The organism is Streptomyces ureilyticus (genome assembly GCF_011045025.1).
Taxonomy (GTDB): domain Bacteria; phylum Actinomycetota; class Actinomycetes; order Streptomycetales; family Streptomycetaceae; genus Streptomyces; species Streptomyces ureilyticus.
On record NZ_JAAKZX010000005.1, the window covers coordinates 22,167 to 40,764 of the forward strand.

The 18,598-nt window shown below is 70.2% G+C and carries 12 protein-coding genes and 1 pseudogene; 5 read left to right on the plus strand and 8 right to left on the minus strand.

Annotated features, from left to right (window positions below):
- The first annotated feature begins 59 nt into the window (after positions 1-59).
- From G6048_RS02505 to G6048_RS52195, 3 genes and pseudogenes are all read left to right on the plus strand, one after another.
- On the plus strand, positions 60-3,338 hold the full coding sequence (locus G6048_RS02505; protein WP_165337736.1) for an amino acid adenylation domain-containing protein: 3,279 nt from the start codon (positions 60-62) through the stop codon (positions 3,336-3,338).
- Positions 3,329-4,132, plus strand: a complete 804-nt coding sequence (locus G6048_RS02510; RefSeq protein ID WP_206341080.1) for a leucyl/phenylalanyl-tRNA--protein transferase — start codon at positions 3,329-3,331, stop codon at positions 4,130-4,132. The genes G6048_RS02505 and G6048_RS02510 overlap by 10 nt, the downstream gene beginning before the upstream one ends.
- A 10-nt stretch (positions 4,133-4,142) precedes the next feature.
- A pseudogene (locus G6048_RS52195) lies at positions 4,143-4,297 on the plus strand (IS701 family transposase); the annotation flags it as partial.
- Position 4,298: 1 nt separating this feature from the next.
- Here G6048_RS52195 and G6048_RS02515 read toward each other — a convergent pair.
- On the minus strand, positions 4,299-5,078 hold the full coding sequence (locus tag G6048_RS02515; RefSeq protein ID WP_165337737.1) for a class I SAM-dependent methyltransferase: 780 nt from the start codon (positions 5,076-5,078) through the stop codon (positions 4,299-4,301).
- Complete coding sequence (locus G6048_RS02520) at positions 5,069-9,499, minus strand: aminotransferase class I/II-fold pyridoxal phosphate-dependent enzyme (RefSeq protein WP_165337738.1); 4,431 nt, start codon at positions 9,497-9,499, stop codon at positions 5,069-5,071. Before G6048_RS02520 ends, G6048_RS02515 begins: the two co-directional genes overlap by 10 nt.
- Positions 9,500-10,010: 511 nt before the next feature.
- Here G6048_RS02520 and wecB point away from each other — a divergent pair.
- A complete protein-coding gene (gene wecB, locus G6048_RS02525; protein WP_165337739.1) occupies positions 10,011-11,204 on the plus strand; it encodes a non-hydrolyzing UDP-N-acetylglucosamine 2-epimerase in 1,194 nt (397 codons plus the stop codon).
- Positions 11,205-11,289: 85 nt separating this feature from the next.
- Positions 11,290-11,913 carry a dTDP-4-dehydrorhamnose 3,5-epimerase gene (rfbC, locus tag G6048_RS02530; protein WP_165337740.1) on the plus strand — a complete coding sequence of 208 codons (624 nt, stop codon included), beginning with the start codon at positions 11,290-11,292 and terminating at the stop codon, positions 11,911-11,913.
- On the opposite strand, the gene rfbD is transcribed toward rfbC, so the two are convergent.
- The 6 genes from rfbD to G6048_RS02560 are packed head-to-tail and all read right to left on the minus strand — an operon-like array spanning position 11,841 to position 18,498.
- A complete protein-coding gene (gene rfbD / locus G6048_RS02535) occupies positions 11,841-12,746 on the minus strand; it encodes a dTDP-4-dehydrorhamnose reductase (protein ID WP_165337741.1) in 906 nt (301 codons plus the stop codon). The genes rfbC and rfbD overlap by 73 nt on opposite strands.
- The gene (gene rfbB / locus G6048_RS02540; RefSeq protein WP_206341081.1) at positions 12,743-13,738 is read right to left on the minus strand and encodes a dTDP-glucose 4,6-dehydratase; all 996 of its coding nucleotides are present in this window, start codon (positions 13,736-13,738) and stop codon (positions 12,743-12,745) included. Before rfbB ends, rfbD begins: the two co-directional genes overlap by 4 nt.
- Positions 13,735-14,802, minus strand: coding sequence for a glucose-1-phosphate thymidylyltransferase (locus tag G6048_RS02545; protein WP_165337742.1), 1,068 nt, complete (start codon positions 14,800-14,802; stop codon positions 13,735-13,737). Before G6048_RS02545 ends, rfbB begins: the two co-directional genes overlap by 4 nt.
- Positions 14,803-14,827: 25 nt before the next feature.
- Positions 14,828-15,805, minus strand: coding sequence for a UDP-glucuronic acid decarboxylase family protein (locus G6048_RS02550; protein WP_165337743.1), 978 nt, complete (start codon positions 15,803-15,805; stop codon positions 14,828-14,830).
- Positions 15,806-15,821: 16 nt separating this feature from the next.
- Positions 15,822-17,147 (minus strand): UDP-glucose dehydrogenase family protein, encoded by a 1,326-nt coding sequence (locus G6048_RS02555; protein ID WP_165337744.1) that lies wholly within the window; start codon positions 17,145-17,147, stop codon positions 15,822-15,824.
- A gap of 31 nt (positions 17,148-17,178) precedes the next feature.
- The gene (locus G6048_RS02560) at positions 17,179-18,498 is read right to left on the minus strand and encodes a glycosyltransferase family 4 protein (protein ID WP_165337745.1); all 1,320 of its coding nucleotides are present in this window, start codon (positions 18,496-18,498) and stop codon (positions 17,179-17,181) included.
- Positions 18,499-18,598 lie beyond the last annotated feature (100 nt).

An 18,598-nucleotide genomic window follows, 5' to 3' on the forward strand; every position in this document is an offset into this window, starting at 1 on the left:
TCTCCCCGCGAGGTGCGGCGGGTCGTGCTCCGCGGGACTCCGCGCGAAGGTGGAGACCCATGCTGACGGAACGCAAGCACCCGCCGACGGAGTCGACTGCGCTGTGCGTCGTGCTGTGCAACGACGAGGAGCAGTACGCGATTTGGCCCACCGATCGGCGGATTCCTGCCGGGTGGCGTCGGATCGGCGGACCTGAGTCCGCCGGGTGGTGCGGGAGTCTGGTCGACCGCCTGTGGACCGACATGCGGCCCGCGAGCGCCCGTGCCGAGCGGCGGCGCCCGGAATCCTGGCCGAGCACCGTGCCTGAGCTGGTTCGGAAGCAGGCTCGGCGTGAGCCGTCCGCTCTCGCGGTGCTCTCGAACGAGGGCCGGCTCAGCTACGCCGAGCTGACCGGCCGCGCCGACCGGCTTGCCCATCAGCTGCGGGAGTCGGGCGTCGGCGCGGAGTCCGTCGTGGCCGTGTGCCTCGACCGTGTGCCCGATCTGGTCGTCGCGCTGTTGGCGGTGCTGAGCTCCGGCGGCGCGTTCCTGCCCCTCGACCCGGCGACTCCGCGGCAACGGATTGCCGGACTGATCGGGGAGACCGGCTCGCACCTCATCGTCTCGAGCCGCGAGCACGCCCCGATGTTCGCCGGATGCGAGGCGCGGATCGTCCACGCCTGGGAACCGGCCACGCAGACGCCGCCGAAGGGACCGCGGCCGGCACACGGCCCCCGGCCGGACGACCTCGCCTACGTGATCTACACCTCCGGATCCACCGGACCTCCCAAGGGTGTGATGATCACCCACCGGTCGCTGTCCCACTCCCTCACCACGGTGGCCCGCGCATACGAACTGGCCCCCGGCGACCGGGTGCTGCACGCCGCCGCGCTCGGCTTCGACACCTCGCTGGAGCAGATCTTCGCAACGCTGATCAGCGGCGCGACGCTGGTACTCGCGGGAGCACATACGTGGGCACCCACCGACCTGCTGCACCGCCTCCCGGAGCACGGGATCACCGTCGCCGACCTGACCCCCGCCTACTGGCATCGGATCGTATCCGTCCCGGACCGCGACGAGGGCCTCGCATCGCTGAGGCTCGTCATCGTCGGCGGCGAGATCATCACCGCGAAGGACTGCCGCGACATTCTGCACCGGATCCCCGGCGCGCGGCTCGTCAACGCCTACGGGCTCACCGAGACCACCATCACCTCCACGCTCTGCGACCTGAACGAGGAAGTGCTCGCCGCGCCGGACACCGCCGTCGCCCCGATCGGCAGGCCCTTTGAGGGCAATCGCGTCCACGTGCTCGACGCTGAACTGCGCCCGGTGCCGCCGGGCGAGCGCGGCGAGATCTACCTCGGCGGCCCGGGTCTTGCGCGCGGTGTCTGGCGGCAACCCGCCCTGACCGCACAGCAGTTCCTTCCCGACCCGCACAGCTCCGCGCCGGGGGACCGGATGTATCGCACCGGGGATCTGGGGCGCCGGCGCTCGGACGGAAACCTGGAAGTCCTTGGCCGGGCCGACGACCAGATGAAGATCCGCGGGTTCCGGGTCGACCCGGCCGAGGTCGAGGCCGCGCTCGTCTCCCTGCCGGAGATCGGCCAGGCAATGGTGGTGTCCCGGACGCGTGCAAGCCGCGACCGGGAACTCGTCGCGTACTTCACGCCGGCCTTGTCGCCGGCCGGCGACGTTGCGGTGCTGCGCGCACGGCTGCGGTCGAAACTCGCCGAGGTCCTTCCGGGCTACATGATCCCGGCAGCCTTCCACGCGGTGGAGCGGCTTCCCGTCACGCCCGGCGGAAAGCTCGACCGCAAGGCCGTGCCGGAACCCGTGACCGCGGCGCCGACATCGCGCGCCGACGACCATCCGGTGCCGCAGGGGATGGCCCAGTTGTGGGGCCAGATCCTGGATGTGGACTACGTCCGTCCGCACGACGACTTCTTCGAACTCGGCGGCAACTCGCTGCTGGCCATGGAGATGCTCGCGCGGACCCGCGTCGTGTTCGGCATCGGCATCACACAGATCCGCGACCTGGCCCGTTCACTGCTGCGGTATCCGACGCTCGCCGCGTTCGCCGAGTCCGTGCGCCAGGCACGGGCCGGAGCACTGGCCCACCCGGACGGCGGGAGCGTCGACTTCGCCGCCGAAACCGACCGGCGTGTTCCGGCAGTGGGCCATGATGCGCCGGCTCCGGATCCCCGGCACCCCGGCGACGTCCTCCTCACCGGGGCGACGGGGTTCTGCGGCGCGTACATGATCGACGAACTGCTGCGCAGGACGACGGGACGGATCCTCTGCCTGGTCAGGGCCTCCGACGAGCAGCACGGCATGGAGCGGATCCGCGCGAGCCACCAGCGGTACGTCCTCAGCGATCTGTCCAGCGAGCGTGTCCAGCCGGTCGTCGGCGACCTGGGCAAGCCCGGGCTGGGGCTGTCTCCTCGCCGGTTCGAGGAGCTGGGATCGGTCATCGACGCCGTCTACCACTTCGGCGGCCAGGTCAACTTCATCTACCCATACCACGAGTTGCGCGCGGCCAACGTCGACGGAACATACGAGATCATCCGCCTCGCCGCCGACCGGGCCGTCCCCGTCCACTTCACCTCAAGCATGGCGGTGCTCGCCGGATTCGGGCCGGCCGGGGTGCGCGAGGTGACGGAGGACACGCCGCTGCGCTTCCCCGAGTATCTGTCAGTGGGATACGTGGAGACCAAATGGGTCGCCGAGGCGCTGCTGCGGAAGGCGTCCGCCGCGGGCCTGCCGGTCGCCGTGTACCGCCTCATGGACATCACGGGCCCCAGCGGAACCGGCGTGATGAACACCAGCAGCGAGCTGGCCGCCCTCTTCGACTTCATCGCGCGGACCGGGCTGTGCCCCGACGTCCCGCTGACGCTGGACTTCCTGCCGGCCGACCACCTCGCCCGCTCCATCGGGCACATCTCCACCCGCCATCCCGCTCGCGGCGAGGTCTACCACCTCACCAATCCCCGTCCCACGCTGCTGAATTCGCTCGCCGAGCAGCTGCGCCGGCGGGGTCACCCGGTCCAGGAAATCCCATACGCCGAATGGATCACCGCTCTGGTGACGTACGCGGCCGGGCATCCCACCGACGCGATCACCCCGTTCGTCCCGCTCTTCGTCGACCGGTGCGCCCGCGCCGACATCACCGTGAGCGAGATGTACTTCCAGGGCGTTTTCCCGGAGTTCACCCGCGGCAACGCGGAACGGGCGCTGGTGGACGCAGCGATCGACATTCCGCCGGTGGACGCGGAGATGATGGACCGTCACATCGACTTCCTCCAACAGGCCCACGACGTCCCGCCGGTGAAGAGCGAAGAGCAGGGAGCGGCATGGTGGTGAGCCGATGCCCTTGCTGGGAGGCGCTGGACGTGCTGGAAGCGGCGCCCGATGCTCCGGTCGCCTTCGGCGCCGACCTCAGGCCCGCCGGCCTCCTGGCGGCGTACCGCGCCGGGGTCTATCCGTTCCCGGCATCGGACGATTACGCCCGCGCCATCAACGAGGTGGTCTTCGCCGATCAGGTCCAGGAAGGCCGTATCCGGCTCGTGGGCGAGGAATCGGCCGATCCCTACGCCGTCTCCTGGTGGTCGCCCGACCCCAGGCCGGTACTGCCCGTCTCGGCCCCCCACCTCAGTCGTAGCTTCGCCCGGCGGCTGCGCAACCGGCTGTCGTGGTCGACCAGTCTGGACCGGCGGTTCGAGGCGGTGGTCCGCGAATGCCGGGCCGGCCGCGTCCCCCTGTGGCTCACCGACGAGCTGATCGCGAGCCTGGTCCGCCTGCACGAACTGGGTCATGCGCACAGCGTCGAGGTGTGGGAGGACGGCGAGGACGGCGATCTCATCGGCGGCGTCTTCGGCATCCAGGTCGGATCGGTCTTCAGCATGGACTCGATGTTCTTCCACCGTCCCGGTGCCTCCAAGGTCGCGGTGGCCGACCTCGCGGCGCGCTTCGCACAGGCCGGCGGCGAGCTGCTGGACGCGCAGCGGGACAACCCGCACATCCGCGGCCTGGGTTGCGTTCTCATACCCCGAGAGCAGTACGTACGGCACCTCCGCCGCACCCCGCACGACACCCTCCCGATACCCACCGCCACCTTGCCCGCCCGCCGCCTCGCCCAGCCGACGGGATCGCGCTGACAGCGTTCGTCGCGCCCTCTCGGCGATCCTGTCGGAGCATGCCTGGAAGATCCGCCCCGCAGGGGACGGCGCGGCGAACGAGCCTCCTACCTGGTGCACGCGCCCGCCGACACTCCGCCGGCGGAGATTGTCCGCGCTGCCGGGGACCGCTGCGCGATCGAGGAGTTCAGGCGGCCTCACGCCGTACGGCGCGCAGCAGCACCATCCCGGTGTCCCCGTAGTCGGGAAGCGTGGGGTCCTTGCGTGCGCGCGTGACCCGCAAGTCCTCCGTGTACGGGGCGAAGGCGTCGTGGACGGTGTCCGCGCCCACTGGGCAGGCCGGCCAGCGTGTCCCGGAGGCGATGCGATAGCTGGGCATGTTCTCCATGAAGGCGGCGACGAGCCGTCCGCCCGGGCGGACGGAGCGGATGAACGCACGGCACAGGGCGGCGAATTCACCCAGGTCCTCGGTGACGCTTTCGGCTACGAAGTTCATCGATGCCAGGTCGTAGACCCCGTCCGGCAGGGTGCGGGCGCTGCCCGGCACGACCCGTACCCGGGCCAGGGCGTCGGAGAGCCGGGCGGGCAGGGCAGGGTCGAGGTCCCGGCACAGGGCGTAGAAGGCCGCCCAGTGCGGGTCCGGGCCGTCCCGCAACTGCCGTGTGAGATAGGCGATGTTGCTCGCTCCGGGCTCCACGGCGTCGATACGGCGGCTGGCCGCGGCGGCCTGCATGAGGGGGTAGAGGTTGGGTCCGGCACCGCACTCCAGGGAGCGGGCGACGCTTCCCGGCGCCAGCGTCCGGTACAGGCCGGCTTGGTGCCGGATGACCGCCGCGTCGGAGGGGTGGATCCTGCGGTAGTTCTCGTCGAGGTAGGCGTCCACGGGCCAGCGGTCCCAGTCGGCGTCCGCGTTGCGCCGGTGCGTGGGTGCGCCGGGTTTCCCGCGTCCGTGGGCCCTCACGGCCATGGCGGCCCCCCTGCCGCAGCGGTCCGCTTCACGGGGAATCGCTCGGCCACCGAGGTCAGTACGTCGTTGAGGCGGTCGATCTCGTCATCGGTGTTCCGCGCTGTGATCTGGATCCGGAAGCCGGCCTGGTCGCGCGGCACCAGTGGATATGCGGCGAGCGTGACGTAGACGCCGTTGTCCCACAGATACTCACCGACGGCCGTGAGGTCGGCCTCCTCGCCGAGCGGGATCTCGATGATGGGCAGTCCGTTCATGTTCGACATGGCCAGGCCCAGGCCGCGTGCATGGTCCAGGACCCGTGCGGTCTTGCGGTGCAGATCGGCCCGGATGGCGTCGCCCCGGCGCTCGTTGACGTCAAGACCCACGAGCGCGGTGGCGAGCGAGGCGGTCGGGGAGGGTCCGGAGTTGAGGTAGGGCCCGGCGGCGACCTTCAGGTGCGCCTTGAGGGCGGGCGGCGCGGTGACGAAGGCCAGCAGGGACGAGTACGCCTTGGAGAAGCCGCCGACCAGGACGATGTCGTCGTACGACTCACCGAAGTGCCGTACGACGCAGTTGCCGCGCATGCCGTACGGGGAGGTTTCGGCGGCGCCGCGCTCCCCGATCACTCCGAAGCCGTGGGCGTCGTCGACATAGAGCAGTGCGCCCTCGCGGCGGCAGACGCGGAGCAGCTCGGGGAGATCGGGGAGGTTGCCGGTCATGCTGTTGACGCCGTCGGCGCAGACCAGTCTGGGGGCGCCGACGGGAGCCGCACGCAGCAGCCGGCTCAGTTCGTCGGGGCGGTCCGCGTGGAAGCGGCGTACCGTCGCCCCCTGTTCCTGAGCCACCAGACAGCCGTCGTACATGGTGCGGTGGGCCCGCGCCTCGACGAAGACATGGCCACCGCCGCTCCGGCCGGCCGCGAGCACCGGGATCACCGACGCGTGGATCAGGGTGATCGTCGGGAGGAGGAGAACGTCGGGGGCGCCCAGCAGATCGGCCAGCCGCGCCTCGATCTGCGGATACAGGCGGGGGTTGCCGATCAGCCGGGACCAGCTGGGGTGGGTGCCCCAGCGGCGCACGTACGGCTCGATGGCGTCCATGATCTCGGGGTCGAGGTCGAAGCCCAGGTAGTTGCAGGAAGCGAAGTCGGTCAGCCAGTGGTCGCCGCTGCGGATGCGTCGGCCGCGTACCTCGTCGATCACCGCGTCGCACATCCGGCTCTCTCTGCGCAGCCGCGCGAGTTCCTCCCAGTGCTGCGTCCGACGGGCCGCGGCTGCGGACCGGGAAGAGCGGCGGCTGCCGCGCGGCACGGGCGAGGACTGCCGTCCGGTGAACTGCCGTTCCTGGTTCACCATCAGGAACCGCTGTGCCTCGGCCGCCGCCATCGGCCGGGCGAACAGATAGCCCTGCCCGTTGCGGCAGCCCATGGCCCCCAGCAGATCGCGCTGCCCGTCGTTCTCGATACCCTCGGCGATCACCTGGAGACCGAGTACGTCGGCGATGCGCACGATGCCCTCGACCAGGGCGACCTGCTGGCCGTCGGTGACGATGTCGTCGATGAAGGACTTGTCCACCTTGAGTACGTCGATGGGGAACTCGCGCAAATAGCTGAGCGAGGAGAAACCGGTGCCGAAGTCGTCGATGGCGAGGGAGACCCCGAGCTCCTTCAGAGTGCCCATGGCGGCGCGGATCTGTTCATCGCGCCGTACGAGCACCGACTCGGTGAGTTCCAGGACCAGCGAGCCCGGGGCCAGACCCGAGCTCTCGAGGACGTGGCGGACCTCGTCCACGAATCCGGCGTCCCGGAACTGACGGGCCGACACATTGACGTTGAGACAGAGGGGTTCGGGCCTTGGCCGAAGCTGCTGCCAGCGGGCGACGTCGGCGGCGGCACGCTCCAGCACCCAGGCGCCGAGCGGCATGATGTGCCCGGTCTCCTCGGCCAGGTTGATGAACTGGTCCGGCGGCACCAGTCCGCGTCTGCTGTGCGGCCAGCGGATCAGCGCCTCGAAACCGACGACGTTGCCGGTGACGATCTCCACGATCGGCTGGTAGCGCATGGCGAAGGAATGCTTGGTGATCGCGCCGGCCAGAGAGGCCCGCAGTTCGTGGCGTTCCGCCATGCCGGTGTGCAGGTCGGGACGGTAGCGCTGCCACTGCCGCTTTCCCGCGGTCTTCGCCGCGTACAGCGCGAGGTCGGCGTGACCGAGAAGATCCTCGGCCTCGTCGCCGGGGTGCGCGATCGCCACCCCGACGCAGGCGGAGACGCTGGTGGATCCGCTGACGAGCCGGAACGGGCAGCCCACGGCCCGAACGATCTGTTCGGCAAGCACCTCGGCGTCGGCCGGATCCCTGGCGCCCTCCATGAGGATGGCGAACTCGTCGCCCCCCAGCCGGGCCGCGGTGTCGCTGAGCCGCAGCGCGGCGGTCAGCCGCTGCGCCACGGCGACCAGCAGTTCGTCGCCGACCGAGTGGCCCATCATGTCGTTGACGACCTTGAAGTCGTCGAGGTCGACGAAGAGCACGCAGGTGAGACCGGCATCCCGGCGGCCGCGCAGCAGGGCACGTTCGATGCGCTCCAGTAGCAGGACCCGGTTGGGCAGTCCGGTCAGCGAATCGTGGAAGGCCCGGTGGACGAGTTCGCGTTCGAGCTGTCGTTGCTCGGTCACGTCCCGCAGGGTGAGGACGACCCCGTGCACGGTCTGCTCGTGACGCAGGTTCCGGCACCGGACCTCGACGTCGAGGCGCCCGTCCCCGCCTCGTACGACCTGCCAGTCGTCGCGGATGTCCAGGCCGTTGTCCTGGCTTTCCCCGGCCCGGGCGCGCCCCAGCGTGTGCAGGGCGCGCTCGTGGTCCCGCGGGGCCACCAGCTGGGCCAGCGGGGTGCTCGCGTGCAGTTCACGCCCGAACGTGTCGGCCGCCGAAGGGCTGGCGTACCGGACGGTGTTGTCGTCGTCGACGATCAGGATGACGTCGGAGGTGTTGTGCACGAGGGTGCGGAAGTACGCCTCGCTCTTGCGGCGGTTGATCTCCTCGTTGAGCCCGACCCGGGCCAGCGCCAGCGCGGCCTGCGCGGCCAGCGACTCCGCAGGGCCCGACAGCTCCTGGAGCCTCTTCACGGGGCCCGCCAGGAGCAGCGCGCCGATCAACGGCTCCTGCGCGCCGGAGACCTCGAGTCGCAACGGGCACAGGAGCGCGGCGGAGGACGGCGCGAGGGCATCGGCGACCTCGAGGCCGAGATCGCCGACGTCGATGAGACTGGGGCCCCGGGCCAGCAGCTCCGAAGGGCTCTCCCCGGGACGGCCGCCGTCGAGGGACCAGGTGTATCGGGGTTCTGGGGAACCCACGGGAAGCAGTGAGGACCGGTTCCGGTCGAAGACCAGCAGCACCGCCGCGTGGGCGGCCTCCTGGCCGTGTCCGAAGAGGGTGGCTGCCGCCGCCTTGACTGCGCCGGCCACCTCCTCGGGACTGACGGCCGCGACCAGCGACACCGCCGCCACGCGCAGACTCCGTTCGCGCGCGACGGCCTTGCGGTGTTCGTCGACCAGACCCCACAGCCGGGCCAGCACGAACAGGAACATCACTCCGGAGAAGACCGCGGTGACCGGGACATCATGGGCATGCCCGCGCAGGGACTGGGCCAGCAGCATGGCGGGCGCGATCAGCGAGGCGCCGGCGAGGGCGGCGAGCCGCCCCTTGGTGCTGCCAAGTCCGGGCTGGGCCATCGGCTCGGTCAGCCGCACCATGGACGGATGCAGGGCCGCCAGCCCCCAGGCGGTGAAGAAGACCACCCAGCCCAGGTCCATGGGCGTACCGACCTGCCAGGTGCCCCGCAACTGGAGCACCCCGTACAGCACGTCGGACACGAGGATGCCGATCGTCCCGACAGTCAGCAGTTGCACCGAGCGTTCTCGGATCCCGCCGAGGCTGAGCAGTCCGACGAGCATGGCCAGGATCAGCACATCGCCGAGCGGGTACGCCACCGAGATTGCGCGTTGGAGCCAGGTCTGGCCCTCGGCTTGTGCAATCGGGTTGATCAGGTGCACCCAGGAGAGCAGCGCGAGGCCGGAGGTGAGGATCAGCGCGTCGAGCAGGCCGGCGCGGTCGCGGGCCGGGAAGCGGAAGTGGATGATCCCGAAGATCCCGGCGGCGAACAGCGGATAGGTGGAGAGATAGAAGACGTCCGCCAGGGAGGGGAACGGGTTCTGCTCGTCGAAGGCGGCCTCGAGGATGTTGTAGGCGGTGTCACCGCCGGTCAAGGCGAGGTTGGCTGCGGCGAGGAGGAGCCACGGCCAGCGGTGGGCGGGGCGGTTGCGGTGCACGCCGACGAGGATTGCGGCTACTGAGCCGAGGCCGATGAGGGCCCAGCTTGTGGTGTGGCGGGAGGGGACGGTGAGGTAGATGACGGTGGGGGGGATGACGCACAGGACGTAGAGGGCCATCCGACGGAGCTGGGGCCGGCTGGCCGTCGCGGGCTCCGTGGCGCGCGTCGGGGACGTCGGCTCCCGTGCGCGTGATGTGGCTGGCTCCGGCCCGGTTGCCTTGGCCAGGCTCAGGGCGGGTACTACGACCGCCTCCGGCGCGTGTGCGTCGGGCGACTTCGGCGAGGGCGCTGCGGCCGGATCGGGGGTGGGTGCTTCGGGCGACTCCGGCGAGGGTGTCGTGGCTGTGGTTCGCCGTCCGCCGGAGGGCGGCGGTCGCCGCCTCCGTGGAATGCGATGACACATGCGCTGGAAGGGGTGGTCGCGACCTCGGAACCATTGCGCCATATGTACCACTTTGTTCCTATGGCGTGGCACGGTCAAACGAGGACTCTCACGTCGGGGGGAGTCCGGCGTCTGCCCGATCCCACTGCTTGACGAGGTGCCCAAATGGTATCAAAGTGTATGTATGCATTGTAAACGTACGGCGCAGACGCAAGGTCTTTCGACATATCCCTAATGCCGTGATCACATGCTGACAACAGGCTCCCCCCATCCGAAGGCCGCAGAATCCGGCGGCGCGCCTGGCCACGCGCTGCACGTGGCGGTCGTTCTCGGCACCAGGCCCGAAGCCATCAAGATGGCACCGGTCATCAGGGCCATGGAGAACTCGCCGCTGTTCTCACCCGTCGTGATCAGCACCGGCCGGCACCGGGAACTGCTCGAACAAATGCTGCGCAGGCTCCGGCTCACCGTGACCCATGACCTTGCCGCGATACGGGAGGGCCGGCAACCGTCCGCACTCACCGACCGTCTGATCAAGGGACTGGGTGCGGTGATCCGCGATGAGCGGCCAGATCTCGTCATGGCGCAGGGAGACACGAACACCACGCTGTGCGGGACCCTCGCCGCCTTCTACGAACAAATTCCGGTGGCCCATGCAGAAGCGGGTCTACGCAGCGGCATCCCAGGCAATGCCTTCTCCGAGGAGCTGAACCGGCGGCTGGTCACCGCGATGACACAGTGGCACTTCGCGCCCACGCCACGTGCTGCCGCCGCACTGACCGCCGAGTCCGTTCCGGCCTCGCGGGTCATGGTGAGCGGCAGCACGGCCATCGACAATCTCCTGTGGACCCGCCACGCAGGGGAAGGGCGATCGGCTTTCCGCAGCGACCGGCGAGGCGTACTGGTGACCCTGCACCGACGGGAGACCCGGGGGGCGACGACGCGGGGAATCGCCGCCGCGCTGCTGCGACTTGCGGAACGCCGGGACATCGAGGTACTGGTCCCGGTTCACAAGAGCCCCACCGCCCGCGACGCCCTCCTTCCCGCCCTGGGGAACCATCCACGGATCACCTTGACCGAACCACTGGACTACTTCGACTTCACCTCCACCCTGGCCGCCTGCGAACTCGTACTCACCGACTCCGGCGAAGTCCAGGAAGCGGCGCCCAGCTTCGACAAGCCGAGTCTGTTGCTGAGGAACACGACCGAATGCCGCGAAGTGATCCAGGCGGGCGCCGCCAAGCTTGTCGGCACCGACCCCCGCTCGGTGCACACGGTGGTGACCTCACTGCTGAACGATCCAGACCTGTACGGGCGTATGGCAGACGCGCCGAGCCCCTTCGGGGACGGTCGCGCCTCCGACCGGATCCTCGGCCGACTGGCCGGCGACTTCGGCAGGACTCCGGCCCCGGCTTCTGCCCTGGAGGTCACGGCCGCATGAGCGTCCGCGCTGCCCGGTGGGCCGTTGGATCCTGGTGGGGCGTGTCTTCGCTTCTCCTTTTCATCCCCTCGTGGAAGTGATCGGTATGAGGCCACTGAGAATCGAGGGAGCGTGGGCTCACGAGCCCCAGGTGTTCGCCGACCGCCGTGGCTCCTTTCGCGAGTGGTTCGACGGCGATGCCTTCCATGAGGCCGTGGGTGCGGATCTGCGGCTCGCCCAGGCCAACTGCTCCGTGTCCCAGCGCGGTGTCATACGCGGCATCCACTTCACCGACGTGCCACCAGGCCAGGCCAAGTACGTGACATGCGTCCGCGGTGCCGTCCTCGATGTCGTGGCCGACATCCGTACCGGCTCCCCCACCTTCGGACAGTGGGACGCCATACGGCTCGACGACGACAGTCACCGCTGTGTCTTCCTCTCCGAGGGCCTCGGTCACGCCTTCATGGCGCTCAGTGCCGAGAGCACCGTCGTCTACCTCTGCTCCGAGGGGTACGCACCTGAGCGCGAGCACGGCATCCACCCGCTTGACGCGTCGCTCGGCATCGACTGGCCCGTCGACGGGCCCCCGCTGCTGTCCGACAAGGACGCCGCCGCGCCCACGCTCGTCGAGGCCGGGCGCTGCGGACTGCTGCCCGACTACGCGGCGTGCCGTGCCCACCGCCTGCGTTCGGCGGCCCGCAGCTCGGGGAACGCCTCGACAAGGGCATAGCACCAATGGCGCAGCGTCGGCAGGCCGGCGTCCGACCAGCGGCCGTGGCCGAGCACGCTGTAAGCAGGACGGACCGCGGGACGCCGCAGAGCGGCACTGGAGGTAGGGCGCACTCGCTCCGGGTCCGCACCTAGCAACCGGAACACCTCACGCGCCAGGCGGTTCCAGGTCGCCTGGCCGCTATTGGTCGCGTGGTAGACGCCGGGCGGCGCGGTACCCGCCCGCGCCGTGTCCCCAAGTAGGAGCAGCCGGTCGGCGACGTCGCCGGTCCAGGTGGGCTGTCCATGCTGGTCGTCGACGACGTGGAGGACGTCCTGGATCGCCTCCGTTCTGATCATGGCTCGGACGAAGTTGTTCCCGCCCGCCCCATACAGCCAAGCCGTACGGACCACGTGGCCGGTGTCGGGGAGCGTCGCCAGTACGGCCCGCTCCCCTGCGAGCTTCGTCCGCCCGTAGGCGGTGCGCGGTGCCGGGGTGTCCGTCTCCTTGTAGGGTGTGTCTCCGTCACCGGGGAAAACGTAGTCAGTGGAAACGTGGAGCAGGACCGTGCCGTTGGCTCGGCAGGACTCCGCGAGCCGGGCCGGACCGTGACCGTTCACCGCGAGTGCTTCCGCCTCATGGGACTCCGCGGCATCCACGTCCGTCCACGCGGCGCAGTTCGCCACGACCGCGGGTCGGTACTGTTTCAGGGCCGCGCGCACCGCGTCGCCGTCGATGATGTCCAGCCGGCGATGGCCGACGGCGACGGTGTCCACCTTGCGGGCCTTCAGGCGGGAGACGAGTTCCCGGCCCAGCATGCCGTCCGCTCCAGTGACGAACCACTCGCAGGTCATGACGCCAGCCTTTCGCCCTGTCGGCACAGCGGCTCCCACCAGAAGCGGTGCGTCCGATACCAGTCGACGGTCTCCGCGAGACCCGTGGCCAGTTCCTTCCGCGGTGCGTAACCGAGCTCCGCACGAACCTTCGTGAAGTCGACCGAGTAGCGGCGATCGTGGCCCTTGCGGTCCTCGACGAACGTGACCATGTCCCAGTCGGCGCCGCACTCACGCAGGAGCAGGCCGGTCAGTTCCCGGTTGGACAGTTCGTTGCCGCCGCCGATGTTGTAGACCTCGCCGGGGCGGCCGCCGGTCCGGACGAGTTCGATGCCCCGGACGTGGTCGTCGACGTGGATCCAGTCGCGGACGTTCAGGCCGTCGCCGTAGAGCGGTACCTGTCTCCCGTCCAGCAGGCGGGTGATGAACAAGGGGATGACCTTCTCGGGGAACTGGTGGGGTCCGTAGTTGTTGGAGCACCGGGTCACCCGGACGTCCAGGCCGTGGGTGCGGTGGTGGGCCAGCGCCATCAGGTCCGCGCCGGCCTTGGAGGCAGCGTAGGGCGAGTTGGGCCGCAGCGGGTCGGTCTCCGGCCAGGACCCGGATCTGATCGACCCGTAGACCTCGTCGGTCGAGATGTGCACGAAGGTCCGCAGCCGGTGCCGCAGGGCCGCGTCCAACAGGGTCTGAGTGCCCGCCATATTCGTGCGGACGAAGGCCTCCGAGCCGAGGATGGACCGGTCGACGTGCGACTCGGCGGCGAAGTGCACCACCTGATCGTGCCGGGAGACCAGCTTGCCGACGAGCTGCGCGTCGCAGATGTCGCCGCGCACGAAGCAAAAACGGTCCGCGTCGTGTACCTCGTACAGATTGGCGGGGTTGCCGGCGTAGGTGAGCTTGTCGAGCACCGTGATCGCCACGTCCGGCGGGCCGGCCGGGCCCAGCAGCGTACGGACGTAGTGCGAGCCGATGAACCCGGCTCCGCCGGTGACCAGGATACGTGTCGTGATCATGATGGGATCTGCACCTTGCTGTGGTCGCCGAGCACCAGCCGGTGCACGGCGGGGGTACGGGGCGCGGGCGTCGCTTCGACGTGGTGGCCGATCAGCGAGACCTCGATCCGGCTCATGCCGACGATGGACGCCTGCCCCAGCACGATCGAGTACTCGATCTCGCTCTCCTCGATCCGGCAGTCCTCGCCGATCGAGGTGAACGGCCCGACGTAGGAGTCGGCGATGACCGTGCCCGCCCCGACGACGGCCGGCCCCACGATCCGGCTGCCGAACACCTTGGCTCCGTCGTCGATCCTGACCCGCCCGATGATCTCGCTCATCCCGTCGACGCTGCCGTCGATGCGCGGTTCGAGCGTCTCCAGGACGGAACGGTTCACCTCCAGCATGTCGGTGACGTTCCCGGTGTCCTTCCAGTAGCCCGAGATCGTCGTGGCGCGCACGTCGCGATCCTGGTCGAGCAGCCACTGGAGGGCGTCGGTGATCTCCAACTCGCCGCGCCGGGACGGCCGTATGGCCCGTACGGCCTCGTGCACGACGGAGGAGAAGAGGTAGACACCGACCAGCGCCAGGTCGCTCTTCGGGTGCTGCGGTTTCTCCTCGAGGCCCACCACCCTCCCCGCCTCGTCCAGTTCGGCGATGCCGAAGGCGGTCGGTTCGGACACGTGGGTCAGCAAGATCCGGGCGTCGGGCCGCTCTCGCCGGAAGTCGTCGACGACGCCGGAGATGCCGCCGACGATGAAGTTGTCGCCGAGGTACATCACGAAGTCGTCGTCGCCGAGGAAGTCCCGGGCGATCAGCACGGCGTGGGCGAGGCCGAGCGGCGCCTCCTGGGGCACGTAGGTCACGTCGAGGCCGAAGCGTGAGCCGTCGCCGACGGCCGCCCGGATCTCCGGTTCCGTGTCGCCGACGATGATGCCGGTCTGCCGGACTCCGGCGGCGGCGATCGCCTCCAGACCGTAGAACAGCACGGGTTTGTTGGCCACCGGGACCAGTTGCTTGGCCGAGGTGTGGGTGATGGGACGGAGCCGGGTGCCGGCGCCGCCGCACAGGACGAGTGCTTTCATCTCAGTCTCCGTCTTCCGTCCGTCGTCAGATCGGCCGCCCGGCCGCGGATCGTTGCGGTGGTCGTACACGGGTCTCCGGCTGCTCCGCGAACCACTCGACGGTGCGGCGCAGCCCTTCCTCCAGCGGCACCAGCGGGTGCCAGCTGAGGTCCTCCCGAGCACGGGTGATGACGGGGCGTCGGCGGGTCGGGTCGTCGACGGGCAGCGGCAGCAAGCGCACGGGGCTGCGCGATCCGGTGACCAGCAGCACCAGTTCCGCGAGTTCCCGCACCTTGCGCTCCGTGGGGTTGCCGAGGTTGAACGGGCCCGTGCACGGTGAGTCGATCATCGCGGTCAGGCCGCGGACCAGGTCGTCGACGTAGCAGTAGCTGCGCGTCTGACTGCCGTCGCCGTGGACGGTGAGGGCCGCACCGGCGAGAGCCTGCCGGATGAAGGTGGAGACCACCCGGCCGTCGTGCGCCCGCATGCGGGGCCCGTACGTGTTGAAAATCCGCACGATGCCGACGTCGGTGCCCCGGCTGCGCCGGTAGGCCATCGTGAGGGCCTCGGCGTAGCGCTTGGCCTCGTCGTAGACGCTGCGCGGGCCGATGGGGTTGACGTGTCCCCAGTAGTCCTCGTCCTGCGGGTGCACCTGGGGGTCGCCGTACACCTCGCTGGTGGACGCCAGGACGAAGCGCGCTCCGTGCCGGACCGCCAGCTCCAGCAGGTTCTCGGTACCCCGGCTGCCGGTGGCCAGTGTCTGCAGGGGCCGGCGCTGGTAGTCCTCCGGCGAGGCGGGGCTCGCGAGGTGGACGACGGCGTCGACGTGCCCGAAGACCCGGACGCGAGTCGTGACGTCGCACGGTGTGCAGGTGAATTTCGGCAGGTGCAACAGGTGGGCGATGTTCGCGGCGCGGCCCGAGGAGAAGTCGTCCAGGCACCATACGGTGTCGCCCCTGGCAAGCATGGCCTCGCACAGGTGCGATCCCAGAAATCCGCTCCCGCCGGCGATCACAACACGCATGGCATCCTCCTGCCGGTCAGCCGAGCCGCGGACGGCCGGGTGCGCACAGGGTCCAGCCCGCCGCGCGCCAGGCCACCGTGTCCAGGGTGTGGCGTGCGTCCACGATGGCCGGGGTGCGCACCACGGTGGCCAGGGCGGCCGGGTCGAGCTCCCGGTACTGGGGCCACTCGGTGAGGTGCAGCACCACGTCGGCCTGCTCGCACGCCTTGGCCGCATCCAGGGCGAACTGCAGTGCCGGGTACGCCGCCCGGGCGTTGTCGATCGCCTCCGGGTCGTGGACGCGGACTTGGGCGCCCCGGCGCCGTACCTCCTCGGCGACCGCGAGCGCCGGCGAGTCACGGACGTCATCGCTGCGGGGTTTGAAGGCGGCGCCGAGGACTGCGACACCGCGGTCGGTGAAGGACCCGCCGACCAGCCGTTCGGCGAGGTCGACGGTACGCCGCCGCTGCCGGGTGTTGATCGCGTCGACCTCCCGGAGGAAGGTCACCGACTCCCCGCGGCCCAGCTCCTCCGCGCGGGCGGCGAAGGCCCGGATGTCCTTGGGCAGACAGCTGCCGCCGAAGCCCAGGCCGGGGGCAAGGAAGCGGGGCCCGATCCGGGAGTCCGCGCCCACGGCCTCCGCGAGGGTGAGGATGTCGGCACCGGTGGCGTCGCAGATCTCGGCCATGGCGTTGATGAAGGAGATCTTCGTGGCGAGGAAGGAGTTCGATGCCAGCTTGACCAGTTCGGCGGTGGCGGTGTCGGTGGCGATGAACGGCATGCCGGCCGCGAGCAGCGACGCGTACAGCTCGCGCAGTCGCGCCTCGGCGTGCGCCGTGCGGACTCCCGCGACTATGCGCTCCGGCCGCAGGGTGTCCTGGATCGCGCGCCCTTCGCGCAGGAACTCCGGGTTCCAGGCGACGTCGGCGTCGGGTGCGGTGGCGCGCAGTCGCCGGGCGAGCCGGTCCGCCGTACCGACCGGCACGGTGGACTTGCCGGCCACGAGGACGCTGGCGTGCCCGCTGCCCGGTATGTGGGACGCCAGCCCGTCCACGGCGGACTCGACATGCCGCAGGTCGGCGGCGCCGGAGCCGGGCCGCTGCGGGGTGCCGACGCACACGAAGTGGGTTGCGGCGAAGCGAGCGGCCTCGGCCATGGACGTGGTGAAGCGCAGCCGCCCGCTGCCCACGGTCCGCTTGAGCATTGCGCCGAGTCCCGGCTCGAAGAACGGGGGCCGCCCGGCGGCGAGCGCGGCGATCCGCTCCGCGTCGATGTCCACGCCGAGGACCTCGTGCCCGATCTCCGCCATGCAAGCGGCGTGGACTGCTCCGACGTATCCGGTGCCGATGACTGTGAGGCGCATGGCGTTCTCCGGGTGGTAGGGGGCGTCCAGGTCAGCCCGTGCCGGTACCCACGGGGTCCGCGGGCGTCAGGCGCCGGTGGGCGGTGGGAGCGGTATGGGTCGGCCGGGTCCTCGGCACGCCCAGCAGCTCGCGGTAGCAGGCGTCGAGGCGGGCGCACATGTCCTCTGGTGCGAAACCCGCGCGTACCCGGTCTCGTCCCTGCTGCCCCATCTCGGCGGCTTCCCGGGGGTGTTCGAGCAGCCAGCCGACCGCGCGGACGAGATCGTCCCGGTCGTCAGGTTCCACGAGCAGGCCCGTGGCACCGTGCTCCACCAGGTCGGGGACTCCGTTGACGGCCGTCGCGACGACCGGCCGGGCCGCCGCGAGCGCCTCCGTGAGGGCGCGGCCGAGTCCCTCGTACAGGGACGTGATGACGAAGACGTCCAGTCCGGCTACGAGTGCGGCGGCGTCGGGGCGGTAACCGGTGAGCCGTATTTCGACGCCCAGTTCAGTGGCCAGCCGCCGGACGTCCCCGGCCAGTGGCCCGTCGCCGATCATGACGAATGCGGTGTCGGGGAACACGCCCTTGACGGCGGCGGCCATCCGGACGAAGTCCAGTGGCGCCTTCTGGGTGTCTATCCGCCCGACGGTGCCGATGAGCGCCACTGCGGGCGGAACACCGAGCGAACGCCGTGCAGCCGGTTCGAACCCGTCGGGAATGCGGGCCAGCTCCACCGCCGACGGCACGACGTGGACGCTGCCCGGGGGAGCCAGCCGCTCCTCCACGACCTGGCGCGCCACGCGCGGCGCGACGGCGAGGTAGCGGTGGGCGAGGCGCCTCGTCACCCGTTCGAGCCCGTGGTAGATCCTGCGCCGGGTCGCGGGCATGAGGTCGTGGAAGCTCAGGCCGTGGAAGGTGTGCACCACCACGGGCGTGCGGCACAGCCGTGCGGCCAGCCGGCCGAGGAAGCCGCCCTTCGCGGAGTGAGTGTGCATGACGGTGAAGCGTTCGCGGCGGACCAGCCGGATCAGCCGCCAGAGCACGAGAACGTCCGCAGGAGTGAGAACGTGGCGGAACTCCGGGATCTCGACCGTACGCACCCCCGCGGCCCGGGCCCGGTCCCACAGTTCACCGCCCGGCCCGCCCGCGATCCACATCTCGTACCGGTCCGGGTCCATCCCCATGGCCGACAGCAGGGTGTTGCCGCCGGCACCGCCCTGCATACGGGTGATCACATGGAGCACCTTGACGCGCGGCAGTACCGGCTGCGGCGGCAGCCGGTCGGCCGACGACGTGCATGGTGGCGGTGCGGGCCAGTCGGGGATGGTGCCCATTGGAGAGGTGATCGCCGCGAGAGCCCGGGTCGACATTCCGCCACTCCCTTCGAATGTGTATATTTACGTCGTATACGTAGATGTTCCCTCTCATGTGAAGCCGGGTCAAGCCGACGGCTCGACGGACGGAGGAGCG

Excerpts from the sequence above, each read along its gene's own strand:
- G6048_RS02520 (WP_165337738.1), bottom strand. The coding sequence starts at position 9,499 with ATGGCCCTCTACGTCCTGTGCGTCATCCCCCCCACCGTCATCTACCTC.
- rfbD (WP_165337741.1), bottom strand. The coding sequence starts at position 12,746 with ATGACCTGCGAGTGGTTCGTCACTGGAGCGGACGGCATGCTGGGCCGG.
- rfbB (WP_206341081.1), bottom strand. The coding sequence starts at position 13,738 with ATGATCACGACACGTATCCTGGTCACCGGCGGAGCCGGGTTCATCGGC.
- G6048_RS02545 (WP_165337742.1), bottom strand. The coding sequence starts at position 14,802 with ATGAAAGCACTCGTCCTGTGCGGCGGCGCCGGCACCCGGCTCCGTCCC.
- G6048_RS02550 (WP_165337743.1), bottom strand. The coding sequence starts at position 15,805 with ATGCGTGTTGTGATCGCCGGCGGGAGCGGATTTCTGGGATCGCACCTG.
- rfbC (WP_165337740.1), top strand. The coding sequence starts at position 11,290 with ATGAGGCCACTGAGAATCGAGGGAGCGTGGGCTCACGAGCCCCAGGTG.
- G6048_RS02515 (WP_165337737.1), bottom strand. The coding sequence starts at position 5,078 with ATGGCCGTGAGGGCCCACGGACGCGGGAAACCCGGCGCACCCACGCAC.
- G6048_RS02555 (WP_165337744.1), bottom strand. The coding sequence starts at position 17,147 with ATGCGCCTCACAGTCATCGGCACCGGATACGTCGGAGCAGTCCACGCC.
- G6048_RS02510 (WP_206341080.1), top strand. The coding sequence starts at position 3,329 with ATGGTGGTGAGCCGATGCCCTTGCTGGGAGGCGCTGGACGTGCTGGAA.
- G6048_RS02505 (WP_165337736.1), top strand. The coding sequence starts at position 60 with ATGCTGACGGAACGCAAGCACCCGCCGACGGAGTCGACTGCGCTGTGC.
- G6048_RS02560 (WP_165337745.1), bottom strand. The coding sequence starts at position 18,498 with ATGTCGACCCGGGCTCTCGCGGCGATCACCTCTCCAATGGGCACCATC.
- wecB (WP_165337739.1), top strand. The coding sequence starts at position 10,011 with ATGCTGACAACAGGCTCCCCCCATCCGAAGGCCGCAGAATCCGGCGGC.